This window comes from Brevundimonas sp. TWP3-1-2b1, from assembly GCF_049896165.1.
Lineage (GTDB): Bacteria > Pseudomonadota > Alphaproteobacteria > Caulobacterales > Caulobacteraceae > Brevundimonas > Brevundimonas subvibrioides_B.
This window is the reverse complement of record NZ_JAFCTT010000005.1, coordinates 113,537-134,899: the sequence shown is the minus strand read 5'-3', so window position 1 is coordinate 134,899 and position 21,363 is coordinate 113,537. Positions and strand designations below refer to the sequence as shown.

Annotated in this window: 26 protein-coding genes; 10 read left to right on the top strand and 16 right to left on the bottom strand. The window is 69.6% G+C overall.

Features of this window, described 5'->3' with window-relative positions; translation table 11 throughout:
• Positions 1–57 precede the first annotated feature (57 nt).
• From ACP7AB_RS06650 to ACP7AB_RS06635, 4 genes are all read left to right on the top strand, one after another.
• Positions 58–675 carry an EF-hand domain-containing protein gene (locus ACP7AB_RS06650; protein ID WP_425988784.1) on the top strand — a complete coding sequence of 206 codons (618 nt, stop codon included), beginning with the start codon at positions 58–60 and terminating at the stop codon, positions 673–675.
• 76 nt (positions 676–751) lie between these two features.
• On the top strand, positions 752–1,333 hold the full coding sequence (locus tag ACP7AB_RS06645; RefSeq protein WP_425988781.1) for an RNA polymerase sigma factor: 582 nt from the start codon (positions 752–754) through the stop codon (positions 1,331–1,333).
• A complete protein-coding gene (locus tag ACP7AB_RS06640) occupies positions 1,330–1,767 on the top strand; it encodes a hypothetical protein (RefSeq protein WP_425988779.1) in 438 nt (145 codons plus the stop codon). Before ACP7AB_RS06645 ends, ACP7AB_RS06640 begins: the two co-directional genes overlap by 4 nt.
• On the top strand, positions 1,764–2,276 hold the full coding sequence (locus tag ACP7AB_RS06635; protein ID WP_425988777.1) for a periplasmic heavy metal sensor: 513 nt from the start codon (positions 1,764–1,766) through the stop codon (positions 2,274–2,276). The genes ACP7AB_RS06640 and ACP7AB_RS06635 overlap by 4 nt, the downstream gene beginning before the upstream one ends.
• 78 nt (positions 2,277–2,354) lie before the next feature.
• Here ACP7AB_RS06635 and ACP7AB_RS06630 read toward each other — a convergent pair whose 3' ends face one another.
• Together ACP7AB_RS06630 and ACP7AB_RS06625 are read right to left on the bottom strand one after the other, a co-directional pair.
• The gene (locus tag ACP7AB_RS06630; protein WP_425988774.1) at positions 2,355–4,787 is read right to left on the bottom strand and encodes a PAS domain-containing sensor histidine kinase; all 2,433 of its coding nucleotides are present in this window, start codon (positions 4,785–4,787) and stop codon (positions 2,355–2,357) included.
• A 130-nt stretch (positions 4,788–4,917) separates the two neighbouring features.
• Positions 4,918–5,490, bottom strand: a complete 573-nt coding sequence (locus ACP7AB_RS06625; protein ID WP_425988771.1) for a hypothetical protein — start codon at positions 5,488–5,490, stop codon at positions 4,918–4,920.
• 264 nt (positions 5,491–5,754) lie between these two features.
• On the opposite strand from ACP7AB_RS06625, the gene ACP7AB_RS06620 reads away from it, so the two are divergent.
• The 3 genes from ACP7AB_RS06620 to ACP7AB_RS06610 all read left to right on the top strand — a co-directional run bounded on the left by ACP7AB_RS06620 (position 5,755) and on the right by ACP7AB_RS06610 (position 8,976).
• A complete protein-coding gene (locus ACP7AB_RS06620; RefSeq protein ID WP_425988769.1) occupies positions 5,755–6,213 on the top strand; it encodes a hypothetical protein in 459 nt (152 codons plus the stop codon).
• Between the two features lie 82 nt (positions 6,214–6,295).
• A complete protein-coding gene (locus tag ACP7AB_RS06615) occupies positions 6,296–7,789 on the top strand; it encodes an aldehyde dehydrogenase family protein (protein ID WP_426046123.1) in 1,494 nt (497 codons plus the stop codon).
• Positions 7,790–7,989: 200 nt separating this feature from the next.
• The gene (locus ACP7AB_RS06610; RefSeq protein WP_425988764.1) at positions 7,990–8,976 is read left to right on the top strand and encodes an aspartyl protease family protein; all 987 of its coding nucleotides are present in this window, start codon (positions 7,990–7,992) and stop codon (positions 8,974–8,976) included.
• 115 nt (positions 8,977–9,091) lie between these two features.
• Here ACP7AB_RS06610 and ACP7AB_RS06605 read toward each other — a convergent pair whose 3' ends face one another.
• The 7 genes from ACP7AB_RS06605 to ACP7AB_RS06575 form a co-directional block, all read right to left on the bottom strand.
• Positions 9,092–10,354 carry a glutamate-5-semialdehyde dehydrogenase gene (locus tag ACP7AB_RS06605; protein ID WP_425988761.1) on the bottom strand — a complete coding sequence of 421 codons (1,263 nt, stop codon included), beginning with the start codon at positions 10,352–10,354 and terminating at the stop codon, positions 9,092–9,094.
• Positions 10,351–11,505: a glutamate 5-kinase gene (gene proB / locus ACP7AB_RS06600; RefSeq protein WP_425988758.1), complete on the bottom strand. Its 1,155-nt coding sequence runs from the start codon at positions 11,503–11,505 to the stop codon at positions 10,351–10,353. The genes ACP7AB_RS06605 and proB overlap by 4 nt, the downstream gene beginning before the upstream one ends.
• Positions 11,506–11,547: 42 nt before the next feature.
• Positions 11,548–12,399, bottom strand: coding sequence for a KPN_02809 family neutral zinc metallopeptidase (gene ypfJ, locus ACP7AB_RS06595; RefSeq protein ID WP_425988755.1), 852 nt, complete (start codon positions 12,397–12,399; stop codon positions 11,548–11,550).
• An 80-nt stretch (positions 12,400–12,479) separates the two neighbouring features.
• Positions 12,480–12,845: a hypothetical protein gene (locus ACP7AB_RS06590; protein ID WP_425988754.1), complete on the bottom strand. Its 366-nt coding sequence runs from the start codon at positions 12,843–12,845 to the stop codon at positions 12,480–12,482.
• Between the two features lie 47 nt (positions 12,846–12,892).
• Positions 12,893–13,543 (bottom strand): class I SAM-dependent methyltransferase, encoded by a 651-nt coding sequence (locus tag ACP7AB_RS06585; RefSeq protein WP_425988751.1) that lies wholly within the window; start codon positions 13,541–13,543, stop codon positions 12,893–12,895.
• A gap of 5 nt (positions 13,544–13,548) precedes the next feature.
• Positions 13,549–13,902 (bottom strand): hypothetical protein, encoded by a 354-nt coding sequence (locus ACP7AB_RS06580; protein WP_425988749.1) that lies wholly within the window; start codon positions 13,900–13,902, stop codon positions 13,549–13,551.
• The gene (locus ACP7AB_RS06575; protein WP_425988746.1) at positions 13,899–14,897 is read right to left on the bottom strand and encodes a fatty acid desaturase family protein; all 999 of its coding nucleotides are present in this window, start codon (positions 14,895–14,897) and stop codon (positions 13,899–13,901) included. Before ACP7AB_RS06575 ends, ACP7AB_RS06580 begins: the two co-directional genes overlap by 4 nt.
• Before the next feature lie 78 nt (positions 14,898–14,975).
• On the opposite strand from ACP7AB_RS06575, the gene ACP7AB_RS06570 reads away from it, so the two are divergent.
• Genes ACP7AB_RS06570 through ACP7AB_RS06560 form a run of 3 tightly spaced genes read left to right on the top strand, consistent with a single transcriptional unit; the run spans position 14,976 to position 16,550 of the window.
• Positions 14,976–15,380, top strand: a complete 405-nt coding sequence (locus ACP7AB_RS06570; protein ID WP_425988743.1) for a hypothetical protein — start codon at positions 14,976–14,978, stop codon at positions 15,378–15,380.
• Positions 15,377–15,574, top strand: a complete 198-nt coding sequence (locus ACP7AB_RS06565; protein ID WP_303694154.1) for a helix-turn-helix transcriptional regulator — start codon at positions 15,377–15,379, stop codon at positions 15,572–15,574. The genes ACP7AB_RS06570 and ACP7AB_RS06565 overlap by 4 nt, the downstream gene beginning before the upstream one ends.
• Positions 15,575–15,608: 34 nt before the next feature.
• The gene (locus tag ACP7AB_RS06560) at positions 15,609–16,550 is read left to right on the top strand and encodes an alpha/beta fold hydrolase (protein ID WP_425988740.1); all 942 of its coding nucleotides are present in this window, start codon (positions 15,609–15,611) and stop codon (positions 16,548–16,550) included.
• Positions 16,551–16,716: 166 nt separating this feature from the next.
• Here the strand turns inward: ACP7AB_RS06560 and ACP7AB_RS06555 are convergent, their stop codons facing one another.
• From ACP7AB_RS06555 to ACP7AB_RS06525, 7 genes are read right to left on the bottom strand one after another with little or no spacing between them, the layout of a single operon-like run.
• Complete coding sequence (locus ACP7AB_RS06555) at positions 16,717–17,547, bottom strand: DUF3298 domain-containing protein (RefSeq protein ID WP_425988738.1); 831 nt, start codon at positions 17,545–17,547, stop codon at positions 16,717–16,719.
• Between the two features lie 13 nt (positions 17,548–17,560).
• Complete coding sequence (locus tag ACP7AB_RS06550; protein ID WP_425988736.1) at positions 17,561–18,580, bottom strand: UbiA family prenyltransferase; 1,020 nt, start codon at positions 18,578–18,580, stop codon at positions 17,561–17,563.
• 36 nt (positions 18,581–18,616) lie between these two features.
• Positions 18,617–19,072, bottom strand: a complete 456-nt coding sequence (locus ACP7AB_RS06545) for a YkgB family protein (protein ID WP_425988734.1) — start codon at positions 19,070–19,072, stop codon at positions 18,617–18,619.
• A 60-nt stretch (positions 19,073–19,132) separates the two neighbouring features.
• Complete coding sequence (locus ACP7AB_RS06540) at positions 19,133–19,582, bottom strand: DMT family transporter (RefSeq protein WP_425988732.1); 450 nt, start codon at positions 19,580–19,582, stop codon at positions 19,133–19,135.
• A gap of 11 nt (positions 19,583–19,593) precedes the next feature.
• Complete coding sequence (locus ACP7AB_RS06535; RefSeq protein ID WP_425988730.1) at positions 19,594–20,064, bottom strand: NUDIX domain-containing protein; 471 nt, start codon at positions 20,062–20,064, stop codon at positions 19,594–19,596.
• Positions 20,065–20,073: 9 nt separating this feature from the next.
• Positions 20,074–20,481, bottom strand: coding sequence for an arsenate reductase (glutaredoxin) (gene arsC, locus ACP7AB_RS06530; protein ID WP_425988727.1), 408 nt, complete (start codon positions 20,479–20,481; stop codon positions 20,074–20,076).
• Positions 20,482–20,524: 43 nt separating this feature from the next.
• Positions 20,525–21,313, bottom strand: coding sequence for a hypothetical protein (locus ACP7AB_RS06525; RefSeq protein WP_425988725.1), 789 nt, complete (start codon positions 21,311–21,313; stop codon positions 20,525–20,527).
• Positions 21,314–21,363: the final 50 nt, after the last annotated feature.

Sequence of the window (21,363 nt, the reverse complement as noted above, 5' to 3'; positions counted from 1 at the left end):
TTCCAGGACGGGGGTCTTGCGGACGCTTGAGCGGCCGTTCTTTTCGGAGACGAACAGATGAAGAAATCCACCCTGGCCGCCGGCGCCGCCGGCGCCGCCGCCGTTCTGGCCGTCCTGAGTGCTGGCTCCGCTATGGCCCAGCAGGCGCAGACGCGGGGCGCCCGTGGCGACGCCGACGGCGACGGCCGGATCAGCCGCGCCGAGTTTGTCGACGGCCGGATCGCCGGCCTGACCGCCATCGACGCCAACCGCGACGGTTCGATCAGCGCCGAGGAGCGCCGGTCGGGCATGGACACGCGCCGCAACCAGCGCGTCTCCGCCCGCTTCGAGACGCTCGACACGGACGGCAATGGCGCCGTCAGCCGCGAGGAGTTCACCGCTGCCCGCCAGATGCGCGGCGACCGCGCAGAGGGTGGGGCCCGTCACGGCATGCGCGGCCATCGCGGCGGTCGGGGGCACGGCGGCGCACGGGGTGATGGCTCCGAGGGGCGCGGTCCCATGGCCATCGCCGATGTCCAGACCCGTCTGACGGCCCGGTTCGACAGGGTCGACGCCAACCGTGACGGCTTCATCACTGCCGAGGAACGCACGGCGGCCCGCCAGGCCATGCGCGAGCAGCGCCACGATCGTCGCGCCGCGCGCCGGGCGTCGCCTTCGGCGCCCGCTTCGGAGTAAGAGGGTGGGGACGGTCGCACTTCCTTGGCCGTCCCGCCCGTTCGCCCGCTTGTCTGCTCGCCCGGAAAGGGACCGTTTGGCCTCTGTCGCCGACCCCGACGAGGACCTGGTGCGCCGCGTGGGTCAGGGCGACCCGGCGGCCATTCAGGCCATGGTGGCGCGGAAACTCCCGCGCATGCTGGCCCTGGCGCAGCGGATGCTGGGCGACCCCGCCGAGGCCGAGGACGTGGCGCAGGAAGCCCTGCTGAGAGCCTGGAAACAGGCCCCGCGCTGGACGCCGGGCAAGGCGAAGTTCGACACCTGGCTGCACCGGGTGGCGCTGAACCTCTGCTACGATCGGCTCCGTCGGCGACGCGAGGTTCCGACCGAGATCTCTCCGGATCGACCCGACGAGGGGCCGGCCCCGGATCGCGGGATCATGACGGCCCAGCTGGGCGCGCAGGTGGATCGGGCGCTGATCGCCCTGCCGCAGCGCCAGCGCGAGGCCATCGTGCTGTGTCACTATCAGGAACTGACCAATATCGAGGCCGCAAGCCTGATGTCGGTCAGTATCGAGGCGCTGGAAAGCCTGCTGTCGCGGGGTCGCAGGACCCTGAGGCAGACGCTGGCGCATCTGGCCCCCGGCGCGGAGCCGGCGGTCGAAGGAGCACGACGATGACCCGCGAGGGCATGGACGAGACGCGTATCGGCGAACTGGCCGCAGCCTATGGGGGCGATATCCGTCGCTGGCCCGAGAGCGTGCGCGACGCCGCGCGCACATGGATCGAAACCCATCCGCTCGAGGCCGGACGTGCGCTGTTCGACGCGCGCCAGACCGACGCCGCCCTCTTCGCATCCCCCAATCCCGCCGTGTCCATGGACCTGCGGGATCGTGTCCTTGCCTCGGCCGTAGCGGCGAACCTGAAGGCGCGCGCCGGTTGGCCTTCGCTACGCAAGCTGCTGTGGATCGGGGGGGCGAGCTGGGCCGCCGCGGCCTGCGCCGGCGTGGTCTTCGGCACCAATCTGGGCGGCCATCTGGCGGCGCAGAGCCAGGCCGACGCCGTGCTCGACCAGGCCATGTTGAGCTTCGACGAGACCGAGGTGCTGGGATGAACATGCGCACCCTCGCCATCGTTCTCGGCGTCGCCCTGGCCGCCTCGGTCGCGGTGAACCTGTTTGCCGCGACCGCCGCCTATACGGCCTTGACGGGACAGGATCGAATCGAACGCCGTATGGACGGCAAGGCGGGGGACGAGCGCCGCGCCTCGCCGCGCGAACTGGTCGCTGCGCTCGATCCCGAGGTTCGCGGCCGGGTGCGTCAGGCGTTGCGGGACGCCGGCCTCGCCGCCCGGCCCGACTTCCAGCAGGCCCGCGCGGCGCGTCGACAGGCGATCGCCGCTGCCGCCGCCGATCCCTATGATCGGGTGCTCGTGGAACGACTGCTGGACCAGGCCCGCGCGGCCGAGATTCGCGGTCGCCGGCGGCTGGAAGCCGACACATTGACCATCCTCGGCACGCTGGAGCCGGCGGAACGCGCCGCCTTCGCCGAGATCCTCCGTCGCGGCAAGGGCGGCGGAGACAGCGGCCCGGGCGACAAGGGCGGAGACGGACCGCCCAAATAGGCGTTCCCAATCAGCGGGGTTGTGGGTCGACGTCTTCGCCGTGATGGCCACAGTGACTTTCGAGCCATGAATCAGACCCTAGGCCGCTCGCGCCTGGATCTGTTCGACCGGCGCGCCGGGGCGTCTGATCGGAATGTCGAAGCTGACCGTGGTGCCGACGCCGGGCTCGCTCTGCATCAGCATCTGCCCCTGGTGGAGCTCGATCAGGGCCTTGGTCAGGGACAGGCCGAGGCCGGTCCCTTGTGTCGTCTTGGAATGCTGGCCCTCGACCTGTTCGAAGGGCTGGGCCAGGCGTTTCAGGTCCCCGGCCGCGATGCCGATACCGGTGTCGGTCACCGATATCCGCACCCGGTCCGCGTTCAGGGTGTCCAGCGACACGGTGATCTCGCCGCCCTCCGGCGTGAACTTCACCGCATTGGAGATCAGGTTGAGCATCACCTGTTTCAGCCCGCGATAGTCGGCGTCGATCTCAGGCAGATCATGCGCCTGCAGCGACAGGATCAGGCCCGAGTCCTGCGCCTTGCCGCGCATCAGCCGGATGGCGTCCTCGCAGATCTCGGTCAGGGACACGGGCTCGTAGTGCAGGGTCATCTTGCCCGCCTCGATCTTGGCCATGTCGAGGATGTCGTTGATCAGGCTGAGCAGGTGCTGGCCGGACTTGAGGATGTCGGCGGCATAGCCCTTGTATCTGGCGTCCCCCAGCGGCCCGAACATCTCGCCGGCCATGATCTCCGAGAAGCCGTTGATGGCGTTCAGCGGCGTGCGCAGTTCGTGGGACATGTTGGCCAGGAACTCGGACTTGGCCTGGTTGGCGGCCTCGGCCCGGGTCATGGCGATCTCGTATTTTCGGGCCAGGAGGCTGAGTTTCTCCTGGCTGGTCTCCAGCTGGTCGACGGTGATCCGCAGACTGTCGGCGGCCCGCTGGCGCTCCAGCTCCTGGCGGCGGATGGCGGTCACGTCGGCGGCGGTGACGACCGTGCCGCCGTCGCCGGTGAACCGCTCGGACAGCTGCAGCACGCGGCCGTCATGTAGTTCGACCTCGCGAGCGCCGGCACGGCCCTCGGCGGAGGGCCGTTCCTCCTTGATGGCGAGGGCGGCGATACGGTTCAGCTCGTCCTTCATGGCGCCCTTGCGCACCGCCTCGTCGGCGAAGCCGAAGGCGTCCTTGAAGGCCTGATTCCACAGGATCAGCCGGCCGTGTTTGTCGAACAGGACGAAGGCGTCCGAGACGCTCTCGATGCCGTCGCGCAGCCGGTTCTCGGCGGCCTGGGCCTGGGCCTTGGCGCGGCGAGCCTCGGTGATGTCCAGGGCGACGCCCAGGATGATGCTGAAGCCGTCCTCGCCGCGCGACCCGCGCGCCTGGCCGCGCGCGTCGATCCAGCGGGCTCCGCCGGTCGCCAGCGGTACGGGGAAGGTCACCTCGAAGGCGCCGAAGGTCGCGGCCTGACGCAGGGCGTGTTCGACCAGATCGCGATAGCGAGGGTGAATCCGCTCCATCACGTCCTCAGCCTTGACCGCTCCGCCGGCGGGAAGGCCCAGCAACTCCGCCATGAAGTCCGACACCACGAGCTCGCCGGCGTTCAGATCCCATTCCCAGACGCCGCAACGCGCCGCCTCGACGGCGACGCGGAAACGATGTTCGGTCTCTGCCCAGGCCTTGGACGCGCGCGCCTGTCGCCAGCGCTGCAGCAAGGCGAGGCCCAGCACCAGGACCCCCAGGCCCAGCGGCGCGATCAATAGCCACAGGTCGCTGATGATGGCGGCGGCCCCGGTCGAGTCCGGCCGCCAGGCGACGACGCTGAGGCCGGTGTCGCCCACGGGGGATGCCGTGGCCCGTACCGCTTCGTTCGGTCGGGGCGAACCGTGGACGACGGTCTGCGAGGCGGTCACGGCCGACAACTCGAGGCCCAGTCGATCTTTCAGTGAGGCGCCGGCAGCGCCCGCGATGAGCCCCTCCGTCGGCGAGACGACGAGGGTGCGTTCGCCGGCCGCGCCGGCGACGGGCGTGCGGGCGACCAGACCCGCGGTCCCCGGGGCGAACGACAGAAGGGCGATGCGATCGCGGGTCGCCCGAGGTCCGGCGGACCCGGAGGCCGCCAGCGGGCGAAACTCGGCCGGGCTCGCCCCGACGGCCGCGGTGGCGACACCGCCGGCGTCGAGCACGGCGAAGGCGCTGGTCGGGGCGGCGGCGCGGGCGGCTTCCAGCGCGTCCAGCGGGCGGCCCGGGTTCCTTCTCAGGGCCTCGGCGGCGACGTTCAACCCGAGGTGGGCCCGGGCCAGTTTGGCGTCCAGCAGGGCGGCGCCCAGGTCGGCGTCGCGATGCAGCACCTCGGCCTTCAGCACCGCCGCCTCGCGCGCGGGGCGCGTGCTCTCCCGCGCGAACAGGACGACATAGATGGCAAGGCCGAGCGTGAGGGCGAGAACCAGCACCCGGCCCCAGGTCGGCAAGCCTTCGGGACGGTCCTGCGACCGTCGCCCCGGCTGCTGAATGCGGCGCTCTGTGCCCCGCAAGGCGCTCTCCCGGACATGATCGCTGCGGTCCCTGCCGGGGCGGCAGGGTCAGGCGCTGGGCGATTCGACGACGGCTCGGAATCTAGGCTGCGTCGCTGAATCCTGTCGAGGTTTGGTTAACGAAAGTATTCTAGGCGGCGTGCGCGCGAACAGCGGGCGCGGCGGCCTCGGGCGCGGGGGCCAGGGCCTCGGTCACGGACTTCAGGACCTCGCGCGCCTGACGGGCCAGGGCCAGGGTCTCCGGCGGGGCGTCCTCAGGGCTTTCGGCGACCGTGTCGACCAGCTTCTGCGCCAGATCCATCAGGCGCGGCGCGGCGGCGATCAGGCGGGCCTGGAACTCGATCCGCTGCGGATCTCGATCGTATTCGGCGCCCGGCACGCGCCAGCCGCCCCAGTCCGCCGGATCGGTGACCACGACGGGATAGGTGCCCGGATAGGGGTGGTGCGGCACGTCCTCGGCCAGCTGCCACTTGTTGCGCGCCCGCAGCATGCGCCATGTGCCCAGAGCGCCCCCGGCCTCGTCCTCGGCGGGGAGCATCAGTTCGGAGGCTTGGAACTCGCGGCCGAGGCCGACGTCGTAGGTGACCTTTACCGGTTCTTCGAAGCCTTTGGCCCAGACGGGCTGGACCTTTTCGATCTGGGCCCATGCGCCCACGCACTCGACCCAGACCTTCTGGCCCTTCTGGAATTGCGCACGCGCCATGGTCGTCCTCACCGGTTCCGCTCCACCCTGCGGGATCAGCCCTTGACGCCCGGTTTCGCAAGAGGGTGAAGCAGGGATGAAGATGCGACGGATTTCAGTCCGCCGCGCGTTGAACCTCACAGACCGACGCGTTCAGCGCGGGCATCAAGCCTAGCCGTTCATCAACCTGTCTGTTTCACAACAGCCGGCTCAGACGCGTGTCAGGTTCAGAGTGGTTTTCTTCACCTCGCAGCCCACCCCGGGCCGAGATGAAGGAAAAAGATCATGACGACCGCCCTGACGAAGAAAGCCCTGCTTTCGCTTCTGGCGGCGTCGGCGGTCGCGATCGCGACCCCGACGCTGGCCCAGGACTACGGCCGAGGCCACGGTGATCGTGGTGGAGACCGTGGCGGCGGCTACGGCCAGGACCACAACGGTGGTTACAATGGTGGTTACAATGGTGGTTACAATGGTGGTTACAACGGCGGCTGGAACGGCGGCGGCCTGAACGGCGACCAGGCCCGTCTCGCCCAGCGTATCGATCGCGCCGCCTACAACGGCCGCATCAGCCGCCGCGAGGCCCAGAACCTGCGCTGGCAGCTGGACGAGTACCAACGTCTGGAGTGGCGCTACCGCCGCGACGGCCTGTCGAACTGGGAACGTCGCGATCTGCAGGGCCGCCTCGACCGGATCGAGCGTAACCTGCGTGAAGAGCGCCGCGACCGCGACGGTCGTGGCTGGTAAGCTGATCGCAACCTGATCGAGGGGCCGCTTCCGAAAGGAGGCGGCCCTTTCGCTTTTCCGGTCGTGCGGCTAAGCCGCCGACATGACCGCAGCCCAGAACGCCCATGCCATCCTGACCCGCCTCGGCGTTTCCGAGGCGACCTTCGATCCCTCCGGCCTGCCCACCCGCTCGCCCATCGACGGCTCGACGGGCGCGGCGGTTCGCGCCGCCGACGCCGCCGCGATCGAGGCCGCCCTGGCCGCCGCCACCGCCGCCTTTGACCCCTGGCGCCGTATCCCCGCGCCCCGTCGCGGCGAGCTGGTCCGGCTGCTGGGCGAGGAACTGCGCGCGTCCAAGGACGACCTCGCCATGCTGGTCACGCTCGAGGCCGGCAAGGTCACCTCGGAGGGGCTGGGCGAGGTGCAGGAGATGATCGACATCTGTGACTTCGCCGTCGGTCTCTCGCGCCAGCTCTACGGCCTGACCCTGCCCAGCGAACGTCCCGGCCACCACATGCGCGAGACCTGGCAGCCGGCAGGCCCGGTCGTCGTGATTTCGGCCTTCAACTTTCCGGTCGCTGTCTGGGCCTGGAACGCGGCGCTGGCCCTGGTCTGCGGCGACCCGGTGATCTGGAAGCCGTCGGAGAAGACGCCCCTGACCGCCATCGCCACCCATGCGGTGATGCAGCGCGCCTTCGCCCGGTTCGGCGATGCGCCCGTCGGTCTGGTCCAGCTGCTGGTCGGCGGTCGCGAGGTTGGCGAGGCCTTGGCCGCCGATCCCCGCGTGGCCCTGGTCTCCGCGACGGGTTCGACCCGGATGGGCAAGGCCGTCGCCACGACGGTCGCCGGACGGCTCGGGCGGTCTCTGCTCGAGCTGGGCGGCAACAACGCCATGGTCGTCACGCCGAGCGCCGACATGGACATGGCCGTGCGCGCCATCGCTTTCTCCGCCGTCGGCACCTGCGGTCAGCGCTGCACGACCCTGCGTCGCCTGCTGGTGCACGAGGATGTGGCCGACGCCCTGATCGAGCGTCTGGCGAAGGCCTACGCCACCCTTCCCATCGGCGATCCGCGCGAGGACGGGGTGCTGGTTGGACCGCTCATCGACGAAGACGCGGCGAAGGGTTTCGACGCCGCGCTGAAACAAGCCGTGGAGCAGGGCGGTCAGATTGTCGTCGGCGGAAGCCGGGAGGGCGACTATGTCCGCCCCGCCATCGTCCGCATGCCGGCCCAGAGCGCGGTGGTGCAGCATGAGACCTTCGCCCCCATCCTCTACGTCCTGACCTGGCGCGAGTTCGACGAGGCGGTGGCGATGCAGAACGCGGTGCCGCAAGGGTTGTCGAGCTGCGTGTTCACCGACAGCGTGCGCGAGGCCGAGGCCTTCCTCTCGGCCTGGGGCTCGGACTGCGGCATAGCCAACGTCAACATCGGCCCTTCGGGCGCCGAGATCGGCGGGGCCTTCGGCGGCGAGAAGGAGACCGGCGGCGGCCGTGAGTCCGGCTCCGACGCCTGGAAGGCCTATATGCGCCGCCAGACCCAGACGGTGAACTTCTCCTCCGCCCTGCCGCTCGCCCAGGGCGTCCGGTTCGAGGTGTGAGGTCACCAAGTAATCCGTTCATCCCCGCCGAGGCGGGGACCCAGTGCTTGGGGCGATAGTGCTCCACGATGACTCGCTGACAGCAACCCATGCACCGTTCGCATGGCGAAAACCTGGGTCCCCGCCTCCGCGGGGATGCTCGGAAAAATGGGCTGTCTTGCCGCCTCGACAGCGCCGCAACCCGTCCCCACTGTCAAAGAATGAATCGCCGCGCCCTCCTGACCCGCGCCGTGCTCGTCGCCGCCGGTCTCGGCGGGGCGTGGTGGCTGAGGGACCATGTGCTGTGGCGCGATCCCGGCGTCGCCTTCGGGCCGGAGGGAAACAGCGGCTGGCTGCCCTATGACGAGCGGCGCGCCTCGGTGCCGACCGTAAGGGTCACGGTCGCCGGCCAGCCGGTCCGCGCCCTGGTCGATTCCGGGGCCCAGTATTCCGTCATCGACCGCAGCCTGTTCCAGCGGCTGGGCCTGACCCAGGCCTTCGACATTCCGCTGGTGGCCTATGGCGTCGGCGGCGGGGCCCAGATGGGACGGGGGGTGACACTGGACGTGTCGGTCGGGGCGATGCGGATCGAGGCGCTTCGCACTGCCATCCTGTCACTCGGACCGCTGGCGGTCGGCGAAGGCCTTTCGGCTCCGCTGATCCTCGGCCAGGACCTGCTGGGCGAGACGGTGCTGGAGCTGGACACCGAGGAACGTCGCATGCGGTTCCTGCCGCGTGAGGGCCATGTCCTGCCCACCGACGTCGCCGCCATACCGGTCGTCAGGGCGCGCGGCGCCCTGACGACCGAGGTGACCGTCGAGGGGGCGTCGATCCAGGCCGTGGTCGACACCGGCGCCTCGGCCCTGCTGGCCCTGTCGCGAGAAGCGGCGGAGGGCGCAGGCCTGCTGGACGGTCGGCCGTCGCAGCGTGGGAGCAGTATCGTCCTCGGCGGGTCGATCGACTCGCAGATCGTCCGGTCACGGACGATCACCGTCGGCGACCAGATCTATCGCGACGCCGACACACCCATCTATGCCGACATGCCCCTGCCCGGCTTCCCCGCCGCCCTCGTCGGGATGGAGGCCTTCGCGGGGCGTCGGATGGTGCTCGATCTCGGCGGGGGTCGTCTGCACGCCTCGCGACCGCTGGACCTCGAAATCCTCCCCCGTCGGGGGAGGGGGACCGCCCCCGGGTCTCAGCTTCGCTGAGCCCGAGGACAGGCTAAGCGGTGGAGGGGGGTAACCGCAGATGCAGGTGTTCGGGGTGAGCCCCCTCCGTCTCTGCGCTGCGCTCCGAGCCACCTCCCCCGATGGGAGAGGAATGCTAGGGTCGGGTCTGGCCGGTCCCGCGCACAACGTATTTGTAGCTGGTCAGCTGTTCGGCGCCGACCGGCCCGCGCGCATGCAGGCGCGAGGTCGAGATGCCGATCTCTCCGCCGAAGCCGAACTCGCCGCCGTCCGCGAACTGGGTCGAGGCGTTCCACAGCACGATGGCGCTGTCGACGCGGTTCAGGAATTCGGTCGCCGCCGCCTCGTCCCCGGCCACGATCGCGTCGGTATGGCCCGAGCCATGGGTGCGGATATGCTCGATCGCCGCGTCCGTCCCGTCGACGATCCTGACCGCCAGGATCGGCGCCAGGAATTCATGCCCCCAGTCGTCGTCGGTCGCAGAGCGCATCTGCGGCGCCAGCGCCCTGGCCTCCGCATCGCCGCGCAGTTCGCATCCGGCTGCGATGAGCGCCTCGGCCACCGGCGGCAACAGCCGCGCCGCGCCGGCTCGATCGATCAGAAGGGTTTCCGTCGATCCGCACACGGACACCCGCCGCATCTTGGCGTTGACCACGACGTCGCGCGCCATCCCCACCTCCGCCGAGGCGTGCAGATAGGTGTGGTTGATCCCCTCCAGATGACCCAGGACCGGAACCCGCGCCTCCGCTTGCACCCGGGCGACGAGGCTCTTGCCGCCTCGTGGGATCAACAGGTCGATGGAGCCTTCCAGCCCCGTCAGGAGCGCGCCCACCGCAGCCCGGTCTGGCGTATCGACCAACTGAACCGCGTCTGCCGGCAACCCCGCCGCCGCCAGCCCCTCGACGACCGCCGCATGGATGGCCAACGAACTGTCCAGACAATCTGACCCGCAGCGCAGGATGGCGACATTGCCCGAACGGATGCACAGGGCCGCCGCATCCGCCGTCACATTGGGCCGGCTCTCGTAGATGATGGCCAGCACGCCGATCGGCGTCCGCACTCGGGCGAAGTCGAGCCCGTTCGGCCGGGTCCAGCGCACGGTCTCGACGCCCAGGGGATCGGGAAAGGCTGCGACCTCGTCGACCGCCGCCGCCATGGCCTCGATGCGGGCGGGCGTCAGGGCCAGCCGGTCGATCTGCGCCTCGGCCATGCCGTTTGTCCGGGCCCGGTCGATGTCGCGGGCGTTGGCCTGAAGGATGGCCTCGGCACGCGCCCGCAAGGCCGCCGCCATGGCCGTCAGGGCCGCTGACCGCTTCCCGGCCGGGGCCAGCCGCACGGCGTCCGCCGCCGCCCGCGCCCGTCGCCCCATCGCCCGCATCGCCGCGTCCAGATCGCTCATTCGTGCAGCACCAGATCATCGCGATGGATCGCGACGCCCGGTCCCTTGTAGCCGACCAGATCCTCGATCTCCCCGGAGTGACGGCCGCGTATCCTTTCCATCTCGTCGGCGGCGTAGGCGGCCAGCCCCACGCCCAGCACCCCGCCATCGGCCCCGATCACGCGCACGCAGTCGCCCCGGTCGAACCGGCCCTCGACCCGTTTCACGCCGGACGCCAGCAGGCTGCGTCCGCTCGCCAGAGCCTCCGCCGCCCCGTCATCGACCCCCAGCGAACCCGCAGGCTCCAGACTGCCCGCGATCCATGACTTGTAGGCCTGCAAGGGCGTCGCGGTCGCCGTGATCAAACTGGCCCGCGCGCCCGACGCGACCGCGCTCAACGGCCGCGCCGCCAGTCCCGAGACGATCAGGGTCGCGCAGCCGGCCGAACGGGCGATCCGCGCCGCCTCCAGCTTGGTCGCCATGCCGCCGGTGCCCACGGCGGCGTCGGCATTGGCGCCGCCCGCCATGGCGAGGATTTCGGGACCGAGGCTCTCGATGATCGGCAGGTGCTGTGCCGTCGGATCAAGACGGGGATCGGCCGTGTACAGACCATCGACGTCCGACAGCAGGATCAGCAGGTCCGCCCGTACCAGCTGGGCCGTGCGCGCCGCCAGCCGGTCGTTGTCGCCGTAGCGGATCTCCTCGGTGGCGACGGTGTCGTTCTCGTTGACCACAGGCACCACGCCGAGTTTCAGCAGGGCCTCCAGCGTCGCCCTCGCATTGAGCCAGCGCCGCCTGCGTTCCGTATCGTCGCGGGTGAGCAAGACCTGTCCGGGCGTCAGGCCCGCCCCGGCGAGCGCCGCCTCCCAGGCCTGCATGAGCAGGGATTGTCCAACGGCGGCGGCGGCCTGTTTCTCGTCCAGCCGTGCATTCTTCTCCAGCCCGAGCCGACCGCGCCCAAGCGCCACGGCGCCGGACGACACGATCACGACCTGTCGCCCCTGCGCCCGCAGCGCGGCGATATCAGCGGCCAGACCGGCCAGCCACACGGTCGCCGGGGCCTTCTGGTCCACCACGAGCGAGGACCCGACCTTGACCACGATGCGTCGCGCCGCGCGCAGGCTGGCGGCGGGGGAGGCGACTTCGGGCGGGGTCAGGGCAGGGGCGGTCACGGCGCGACCATGCCGCGCCGTGTGCGATGCAACAAGCGGCCTTTAGAGGTCCTGGAACGTATCGCAGCTCGCCGGATCGCCGGTCTGGTAGCCGCGCTGCAGCCATTCCATCCGTTGTGCCGACGAGCCATGGGTGAAGCTTTCCGGGCTGACCTGACCGCCCGAGCGACGTTGCAGGGTGTCGTCGCCGATGGCCGAGGCTGTGCGCAGGCCCTCCTCCATGTCGCCCTGTTCCACCGCGACCTCGCCGCCCGAGACGGAGGCCGCATTGGCGGCCCAGACCCCGGCGTAGCAATCGGCCTGGAGCTCCAGCGCCACGGAATAGCGGTTGCCCTCGGCCTCGGACGAGGCACCCTGCTGGGCGCGCTGCACCTGTTCCGACGCCCCGGTCAGGGTCTGGACGTGGTGGCCGATCTCGTGGGCCAGAACATAGGCGCGGGCGAAGTCGGCGCCCGACGCGCCGAGCTGGGTCTCCATCTCCTGCCAGAAGGCCAGGTCCAGATAGACCTGGCGATCGGTCGGACAGTAGAAGGGCCCCATCGCCGACTGACCGAAGCCACAGCCCGTGGGCGTGCCTTGCTCATAGAGGACGATGTTGTCGGGCGGCCGGTAGCCTTCGAGCTTCGTCGCCCAGACGTCGTTGATGTTCTTGCCCACGATATCGACGAACAGACCGGCCTGATCCTCAGGCGTACCCTGGACGCCCTCTTGCGAGGCTCCCGCCTGGCCGAACTGGCTGGCGACCTGGGTGGTGGTCGAGGGGTCGATACCGAAGACGAAATAGCCGATCAGGGCCAGCACGGCGACGCCGATGCCCCCACCCGCGACCGCGCCGCCGCCCATGCCGCGGCGATCCTCGATCCCGCCGCCCCGCTGTCCGCCCTGCCAACGCATCGTCGCCTCCAGTATGTCCCACTCAAGCTAGGCCGGAACGCTGCCGGAGGGGAAGGGATGCAATCCTGTCGCGGCGCCCGCTATCGCGGGGGACGCGCCAGCCAGTCGTCGATCTGGCCCACGCCGGACGAGACGGCTTCACGGCGCGCCGTGGCCGCTTCGCGCGCTCGCCGCTGGGCGTCGGGCGAGGCTGGGACGTCGACCAGAGGCACATAGGGCTCCGGCTGGCGCCGGGCGCGGATTTCCATCTCGATCAGGCGGGCGCTGAGCTGATGCTGACGGGCATAGGCGGCCTGTTGTTCGGACTGAAGGCGCTGGGTTTCCATCCGATCGCGCAGCCGGTCGGCCATCGGGTCGCCGATCCAGGGCTGGCCGGGCGAATACACCTGCACCGAGGCGGTCCCGGCGGACAGGACAGACAGCAGGATGACGGCTGCGACTTTCATGTCCCCAAGATGGGGCCGGACGCTGCTTTGACCAAGCGTGGCCGCGGTCAATCCAGAGAGAAGACCGAACTGCGTTTGATGGCGAAATCCTCAAGTTCGCGCGTGGTCGGCACCTGGTACTCGGCCAGATGCATCAGGCCGTCGGTGCGGAAATAGGTCCGGTGCGGATCGCCGATCAGGACTCGCGATCCCTGTTTCCGCGCCTGTCTCAGCCATTCCATGACCCGGTCGGTCATCGGCTTTTCATAACAGACGTCGCCGGCGCAGAGGACATCGACCTCGGGCGGGGCGGCGTCCAGCAGGTTGGCGTCGGTGAAGGACAGGGCCACACCGTTCGCCTCCGCGTTCAACCTCACCGCCGCTTCGCAGAAGGGGTCGATATCGGCGCACAGCACGCTCGCCGCGCCCGCCTTCATCGCCGCCACCCCGACGAGTCCCGATCCGGTGGCGAAGTCGACGACCGTCTTGCCGGCGAAGGTCTGCGGGTTATCCAGCACCCAGCGCGCCAGTCCCTGTCCGCCCGACCAGGCGAAGGCCCAGAACGGCGGCGGCAGGCCGAGTTCGCCCAGCTCCTCCTCGGTCAGCTTCCAGATCGGGGTGATCTCGTCGGCCAGCCACAGCGAGATCTCCGGCGCATGCGGCACGGCCTGGAGTCGGGTGTTGGCCAGGATGAAGGCGGCGGGATCGGCGATGGTCAAGCGGCTCAGATCTGCTCGATGGCGGCGTCGAACAGGAAGCCCTCGCCCGCATCCAGCCCCCGCACGAAATAGTCGTGGATCCAGGCGGCGATGGTCTCGGGGTCGCGGGCCGCCAGTGTCACGGTCAGGTGCTGACGGGCCTGGAAGGAAATGATCACGGCCGGTCCCAGTTCGGCGACCAGGGCATCGGGCTGGCTGTCGGCGAACGAGGCCATATTGACCTGGTCGTCGACGAACTGAAGCCAGCGATCCGCGTCACCCTCGACGGTGAAGGTGACGCACAGGCCTTTCGGCCCTTCCATCACGCGGGTCAGGATTTCGGCCATGCTGGCGATGATGTCGGCCCTGGCGTCGCTCATGCTCGTTCCGCTCCGCTGGCCTGACGCAGGACGCTGACATAGCCGTCCGCCACCTCCATCCGGCCGCCGGGCTCCGTCGCCCGGATCGCCCTGTGCAGGCGCGGCAGGTTCCAGCAGGCGACGTGCATGAACAGATGATGCTCGGCGTGGAAATTGACCCAGTAGGGGGCGATCAGGGCGCGCTCCCACCAACTCGCGCGGGTCGTGCGGGCGGCGCGGAAGGGGTCGGTGGCCGAGCCCTCGACGCAGGCGTGTTCGGCGATGTTGCGCAGGCGCGTGACCAGCGGGAACCAGGTCGCCATGGGCAGCAGCCACAGGGCGAACCAGGCCCACCAGACGCCGGCGACGATGAAGCCTGCCAGCATCACAGCATTGACCAGCAGGAAGGGCGCGACCGAGCGGCCGGTGACGATGGCGTCGTAGTCGTGCGCGTCGCCGCCCTCCGATCGCTTCCGCAGCACGGCCAGCGGCAGCAGGACCCGCTGCTTGAAGAAGGTCTGGCCGGTCAGGTCGCGGATCATCTTGCGGCGCAGGGAGGCGCCGGAGACGGGGAAGGGGGCCGACAGGACCAGATCGGGGTCTTCGGGCTGCTGGGCGAACCGGTGGTGAGACAGATGATAGGGGCGATAGGCGTCCAGCGACGCCCCGATCGGCACGGCGCACAGCCAGTGGCCGAGGAAGTCGTTGAGCTTCAGGTCCTTCGCCAGCGCCCCGTGCGCCGCCTCGTGCATCAGGATGGCGAGGCCCAGCTGGCGCGTGCCGATGATCATGACGCAGAGCGGGATCAGGATCGGCTGCCAGACCCCCGCCAGGACAGCCAGGGCGATGACGCCCCAGGCGTGGACGACCAGCAGCGGTCCCTTCCACGCCGAGCGCGCCTGGAACGGCGCCCACGCGTCGGGAGCGAAGACCTCGGCGGGCGATATGCGCGGGGCGGCGGGCATGGCGGCGATGATAGGCCGCCACAGCGCGCCCACCAAGCCGCCTCGATGCATGTCAGCATCACCTGACAAAAGTCATGTTGACCTGACAAAATCATTGTGTAAGGTAAGCCTTACAAAAGGAGATTGCACATGGCTTCCTGGAAGACACTGGATCCGGCGCACAAACGCTATGTGATCCGCACCAATATGTTCATGGCCGGCTATGTCCTGGTCAATGTGGCGGCCATCTTCGGCGCCTTCGACGAGATCATCGGCAAGGCGGCGGGCGTCGTCCTGGGACTGTGCGTTGCCGCCCCGATCGCGGGGCAGTTATGGGCCACCCTGTCGCTGATGAACGAGGCCGACGAGTTCGTGCGCGCCCTGACCGCCAAACGGTTCATCATCGCCTCCGGGCTGGCCATGGCCCTGTTCAGCGGCTGGGGCTTTGCCGAGAGCTACGGTGGCGCGTGGCATGCGCCGGGCTGGCTGATCTATCCGCTGTTCTGGGGCCTGTTCGGACTGGTTTCGCCGTTCGTGAAGAGCAGCGGCCGATGAAGAACAGCCTTCGCGAACTCCGCACCGGCAAGGGCTGGACCCAGGAACAGCTGGGTCAGGCACTCGGCGTCTCTCGTCAGGCCGTCAACGCGCTCGAAACCGAGAAGCACGATCCCTCCCTCGACCTCGCCTACCGTATCGCCGCCCTGTTCGAACGCGCGGTGGAAGACGTCTTCGACAATCCCCACGCCTGACGGTTCGTCAGGGTAACCTTACAAGGACATCATCATGCTGCATCTCCGCCACGTCGTCGGGCGCTCGACCCTGCGCGCCCTGTTGCTGGCCTCTGCGACGGCCCTGGCCGTGGGCGGCGCCGTCTTCGCGACCCAGGCTCGCGCCGAGCCGGCCGCCGCGATCCAGACCGCGCCCTTCCGCTCCGATCGTCTGTCCGTCGAGGTCATCGGCTCCGGCCCCGACGTCATCCTGATCCCCGGCCTGGCCTCGTCGCGCGAGGTCTGGCGTCCGCTGGCCACGCGGCTCGCCGCCACCCACCGGGTGCATCTGGTTCAGCTGGCGGGCTTCGCCGGCGACCCCTGGAGCCAGGGCGACGGCCCGTTCGTCGCGCCCGAGGTCGAGGAACTCGCCCGTTACATCGCCGAGGTCGGCCTCGATCATCCAGCGGTCATCGGCCACTCGATGGGGGGGCTCAGTGGCCTGCTGCTGGCCCAGTCGCATCCGGATCGCGTCGGCCGACTGATGATCGTCGATGCCCTGCCGTTCTACAGCGCCATGTTCGGCCCGACCGTCACCGCTGATCAGGCTCGTCCCTTCGCCGCCCAGGCCGCCGCTGGCATCCTCGTCGCAGACGAGACCGCCTTCCGGGCGCAGCAGGGTCAGACTGCGGCGAGCCTCGCCCGGGATCCGGCCATGCGCGAGCACATCATCGACTGGTCGATGGCGAGCGACCGGCGCGCCTTCGCCGCCGCCATGAGCGACGTCATGACCACCGACGCCCGTCCGGGTCTGGCCGGCATGACCACCCCGGTCACCGCCCTCTACGCCACCGACCCGGACGGCGGCCTGCCGCCCGCGATGGCGCAAGGCCTGTGGGAGCGCGAATACGCCGCCCTGCCGGGCGTGAAGCTGATCCGCGTCGACGCCAGCCGCCACTTCATCATGGCCGACCAGCCGGCGCGCTTCGACGCGCTGGTGGACGAGTTTTTGAGGTAGGGCGCGACTTTCTCCCTCCCCCAAGGGAGAGGGTGGTCGAAGCGAAGCGGAGACCGGGTGGGAAGGGCAAGGCGATACGGACACCGCTGTGTGCGGCCTTGCCTCGCCGCCTCCACCCGGTCGCTTCGCGACCTGCCCTCCCCCGAGGGGGAGGGAGAAGCCCGGCTTAGGTCGCCGCTTCCGCCTTCGGCTCACCGGCGAACTCGTCGGCATAGGCGGGGGCCAGCAGGGCCCGGAACGCGCTCTGCGGCACCGTCACCTCGTATGGTCCGTCGGAATAAGGCCCCACCAGATAGGGGCCTATCAGGAAGACCAGACCGCCGGCCTTGCCCGGCATTGTCCCGGTCACCAGCACAAAGGGCACGGTCGCGGCGCGCGGGCATTTCCACATCTCGCTGCCGGTCAGGGAGACGGTCTCGGCCTGCGGGTCGCGCTTCTTCTTCTCGGCATTGATCGCGGCGCAGAGGGCGACGTCCAGGGCCGACAGATCGGCCGTCTTGGTGAACAGGTCGGCCGCCGCCACCTCGCGCTTCAGCGCCTTGTCCCACAGGATGGAGGCGAAGGCGGAGTTGGGATGCGCCCCGCCGGTGTATTCGGAATCGGTGCGGATCAGGCTGAACAGCTTGCCGGTCTCGGCGCCTGGCGTGATCTCGATCGACCTGTTGTAGGCGCCCATGCCCTCGTCGCCGCCGGCCTCGGTGCGGTCGGCCTGGGCCCCTTCGGCGAACTCACGCAGGTCGCGGACGGCGGCGGCGTACAGGCGGGCGTGCAGGTCGGGCTGGGCCTTGATCGCGACCGGCAGGGTCAAGCTGACCTCGGCGAAGGCCGTCTTGGACTCGAAGGCCATCGGGGCGGCGGCGTCGGCTGGGGTCACCGTGGCGCCCGTGCCCGCGGTCGCGGCCGGCGGGGTGGTGTCCGCCGGCTTGTCCCGGTTGCAGCCGGCCAGGGTCGCGGCGACGGCGAGGCTCAGAACGGCGAGACGAAACGGCATGGTCATGGCGATCTCCGGACTAGAAGGGCAGTGATACGGCGCCGAGGGCGATGGCCGCCAGCAGGATCAGCCCCGCTTCCCGGTTCGACTTGAACAGTTTCAGCGCCAGGGCGCCGTCGGCGGGCCTCAGCGTGCGCAACTGCCAGGCCAGATGGGCGGCATAGACGAAGAGGCCGACGTAGAAGACCACGCCCAGTCCGGCGGCTGCCCCGGCGGCTACGGCCGACAGCACGGCCAGCCCGTAGAAGGCGGCGACTCCGGTCTTCACGCCCTTGCCCAATCGCCGCGCCGAGGATTTCACCCCGACCATGGCGTCGTCCTCGATGTCCTGCAGGGCGTAGAGGGTGTCGTAGCCGAGGGTCCAGAACACGCCGCCGACATAGAGCAGGATGGCCGCGATCGTCAGTTCTCCGTTCGCCCCCGGCGCGACGGCGAAGGTCAGCCAGTCGCCTGTCATGACCTTCCATTGGCCATTGGCCCAGACGAGGAAGGACAGGGCGCCGGTCGCGGCCCCGTAGCCCATCAGCGCGCCCCAGTTGAACGTCAGCCCCAGCCAGGCCTGCGGCCACCAGGTGATCCGCTTCATGAAGGGATAGGCCGCCACCAGCGCCAGCGACCCGACGCCCAGAAGCACCGCCGTCAGGTTCAGCGTCAGCAGGATCGACAGGCTGACCAGGCTGCACCCGATCACGAACCGCCACGCCTGCCGCACGCTGATCCGGCCCGACGGGATCGGCCGCGCCGCCGTCCGTGCGACCTTCAGGTCGATATCGCGATCGACGATGTCGTTGAACGCGCAACCCGCCGCCCGCATCAGACAGGCGCCGACGGCGAACCCGACGAACAGCCACAGCTCATGGAGGCCGGGTATCGTCCTGTATTGCACCAGCGCCAGGGCGATCCCCTGCCAGCCCGGCAACAGAAGCAGCCAGATGCCGATCGGCCGGTCGAACCGACCCAGCTTCAGCCACGGCTTCAGGCCTTCGGGGGCTCGGGCGTCGACCCAGTTGCGGCCGGCGTCGGGGAGGGGGGCTGACATGGCGGACGGATAGCACTCCGTCCGCCCGGCGTCAGGTCACAGGTCGAGCCGATCGCGCGCGTCGAGCACCAGATAGGCACAGATCGCCAGCAGCCCGACGTCCTTGGCCAGGAACTGCCCGGTCGAGCCCAGGGCGGGGAAGCCGTAGCCGTCCTGCCAGACGCCGGGCGCGGTGAAGAAGAAACTCAGCGTCACGACAAAGGTCGCCATGCCCATCAGCGCGCCTAGCAGCCCGGCCCAAGGGAACCGGCCGCCGAGCGCGATCAGGACGCCCGCCGTGACCTCCAGCACGCCGATCACTGCGGAGGCGCCGCCCACGCCGACCAGCGGATAGAGCCATCCGAACAGCCAATAGTCCTCGGCGATGCCGCGAACCCCCTCGGCCTCGTAAGGCAGGAATTTCATGTAGCCGAACCACAGCAGGATCAGGGCGATGCCGAACCGCAGCGCGGCGCGGCCGTCGAGACGGGGCGGGGACAGGGATTCGATCATGGAGGCTCCGGTGGCGGTTCGCCTCGGGTTCGCCGCCGGAGCCGCTGAGGTTACGTTCGCCTAGCTCCGGCGCACGAGGATGACGCCGCCGATGACCAGGGCCACGCCCGCTATGCGGCCCAGATTGACCGGCGCCCGCGGCACGCCGAAGGCGCCGAAATGATCCAGCGCCAGACTGATGATCAGCTGGCCCGCCACCATCAGGGTGATGGTCATGGCCACGCCCAGTCTGGGCACGGCCCAGGTTGCGGCGACCACGAAGATCGCGCCGTACAGGCCCCCGACCCAGGCATACCAGGGCAGCGCCTTCGAAGCCGCGATGTCGGGGCGGCTGTGCAGAATGGCCGCAAGGATGCCCAGCGCCGCCGTGCCGATGGCGAACGAGACGAAGGCGGCGTTGACGGGGCCGGTCACGGCCGTCGCCAGCCGGGCGTTCGTGGGCGCCTGAAGGGCGGTGGCGCCGCCGGCGAGGACAACCGCCAGCATGGCGATCCAGGGTGCGAAGTTCATAGGTTCAGCCTCTACCAGCGCGGATCGACGGGCGCACCGCCGAACATTTCGGCCAACCGGTCACGGGTCGACCTGTGCGCATCCTCGGGCAGGTTCCGCGGATCGAACCAGCCGGTCTCGGCGATCTCGCCATGGTGGGTCAAAGCGCCCGCCTCGAAGGTGTCGAAGCGATAGACCAGCACATGATCCCCCTTGAAGAACCGCTCGTTGGAATGGACCGAGACCAGCCGGCCGGGCACCGTCGCCCTCAGCCCCGTCTCCTCGACCAGTTCGCGCGCCGCCGCATCGCCGGTGGCCTCGCCGCGATCCACGCCGCCGCCGGGAAGCCACCAGCCGGCCAGATAGGTGTGTTTCACCAGCATGACCCGCCCCTGGGCATCGACCGCCACGGACCGCACGCCCAGCGTCATGCCGCGCTGAAGCCGGGACCAGGCAAAGAAGAACGGCCGGGTGAAGGGCTCTATGCGGACGCGCCAGTTCATGCGGCGACGCTACAGGACGACGACCTCGCCGTCCTCCTTGACGAACCGTTCGGGCCGCCGGTCCAGGATCTCGAACACCCGCTCCGAGGGTCTGGCCATGACCACGCCCAGCGGCGTCTCGACGATCGGCCGGTTCACGAGGATCGGATGCTCGACCATGGCCGAGATCAGGGTCTCATCGGAGACCGCCGGATCGAGCAGACCCAGCGTTTCGGCGGGCGTGCCCTTCTCGCGGAGGACGGCACGGGCCGAAACGCCCATGCGCGCGATCAGATCGGTCAGTTGCGACGCCGTCCAGCCGCTCTCGAGATAGAGGACGACCTTCGGCGCATAGCCCTGGTCGAGTATCGCGCGAAGCCCATTGCGAGACGTACCGCAGTCGGGGTTGTGAAAGATCGTCACGGGAAAGTCGGTCATGGCCGCCTTGTCCGACAGGGACGGCCGACGATCAACGCCTGCGTCAGACCGCCGGGACCGTGCGACCCGTTCCACCACCCGGATGCCCGCCAGCCCGCTGCGGCAGCAACAGGATCAGCCCCACGATCACGACGGCGAGCACGGCCGACGCGACAGGTCTGCTAAAGGCCAGTCCACCGTGGTCCAGCGGCTTGTCGAGGAAGTCGCCCACCGTCGCGCCCAGCGGTCGCGTCAGGATGAAGGCCGCCCAGAACAGCAGCACCCGGTTGACGCGCGTCCACAGCGCCAGCCCGGCCACGACCGCCAGCAGGGCTCCGAACACCGCTGCCGCGCCCAGATAGCCCAGCCCGCCGGTGTCCGCCGTCCAGTCGCCCAGCGCCGTGCCCAGGGTCTGGGACAGGGTGATGGTCACCCAATAGAAGATCTCGGCGCGGGGCGAACTGACCGTGTCGGACTGGATCTCGCCCTCGACCCTTCGCCAGACGAACAGCGACGCCAGCACCGCGGCCAGCAGCAAGGCCGATCCGCCGGTGTAGCCGATGCCCAGCGACCGCGTGGCGAAGTCGGCCAGGGTCGTCCCGGCAGTGGTCGAAGCGATGATCGTCGCCCAGTACAGGAACGGGTGAAACCGCTTCGCCCGGATCTGCGCCGCCACCAGCACCAGCAGGATCGTGGCGAAGATCGCCGTGCCGGTCAGATAGCCCAGCCCCATCGACATGCTGACCGTGTCGCCGCCGGTCTCGCCGAGGGTCGTGGCCAGGATCTTGATCAGCCAGAAGCCGGCGGTGATGGCCGGGACCTTGCTGAGGATATCGCGTTCGCTAGGGGTCACGTCGGTCGCCTTTTTTGTTCGTCACAACGCTGATCTTCAATCGGGGCTTT